The organism is Neisseria sp. P0021.S007 (assembly GCF_051956855.1).
This window is the reverse complement of sequence record NZ_JBQCXA010001746.1, coordinates 1-439: the sequence shown is the minus strand read 5'-3', so window position 1 is coordinate 439 and position 439 is coordinate 1. Positions and strand designations below refer to the sequence as shown.

1 pseudogene is annotated in these 439 nt (G+C 46.9%); it reads left to right on the top strand.

Annotation, left to right across the window (positions count from 1 at the left end):
- Positions 1-302 (top strand): annotated as a pseudogene (sucA, locus tag ACTHUR_RS21245) (2-oxoglutarate dehydrogenase E1 component); the annotation flags it as partial.
- Between the last annotated feature and the right edge of the window lie 137 nt (positions 303-439).

Genomic DNA, 439 nt, shown 5'->3' with positions numbered 1-439 from the left:
AGCGTAAACTGGAAGATGATGTTGCTATCGTCCGCGTTGAGCAGCTGTATCCGTTCCCATATGAAGAGGTTAAAGCTGAACTGGCGAAATATCCGAATGCAAAATCTGTGGTTTGGGCGCAAGAAGAGCCGAAAAACCAAGGCGCGTTCTACCAAATCCGCCACCGCATCGAAGACGTTATCAGCGAAGAGCAAAAACTGTCTTATGCCGGTCGTCCAAGCAGTGCATCGCCTGCAGTGGGCTACTCAAGCAAACATATTGCTCAATTGAAACAATTGGTTGAAGACGCTTTGGCGTTGTAAACCAAGTAGCATTCCGTCTGAGGCTGCTCAGGCGGAATGCCCATATGCAGAATTAAAAACACACAACAGGCCGTCTGAAAGGGCCATTGGAGACACAAAATGATTATTGATGTAAAAGTACCTATGCTGTCTGAAAG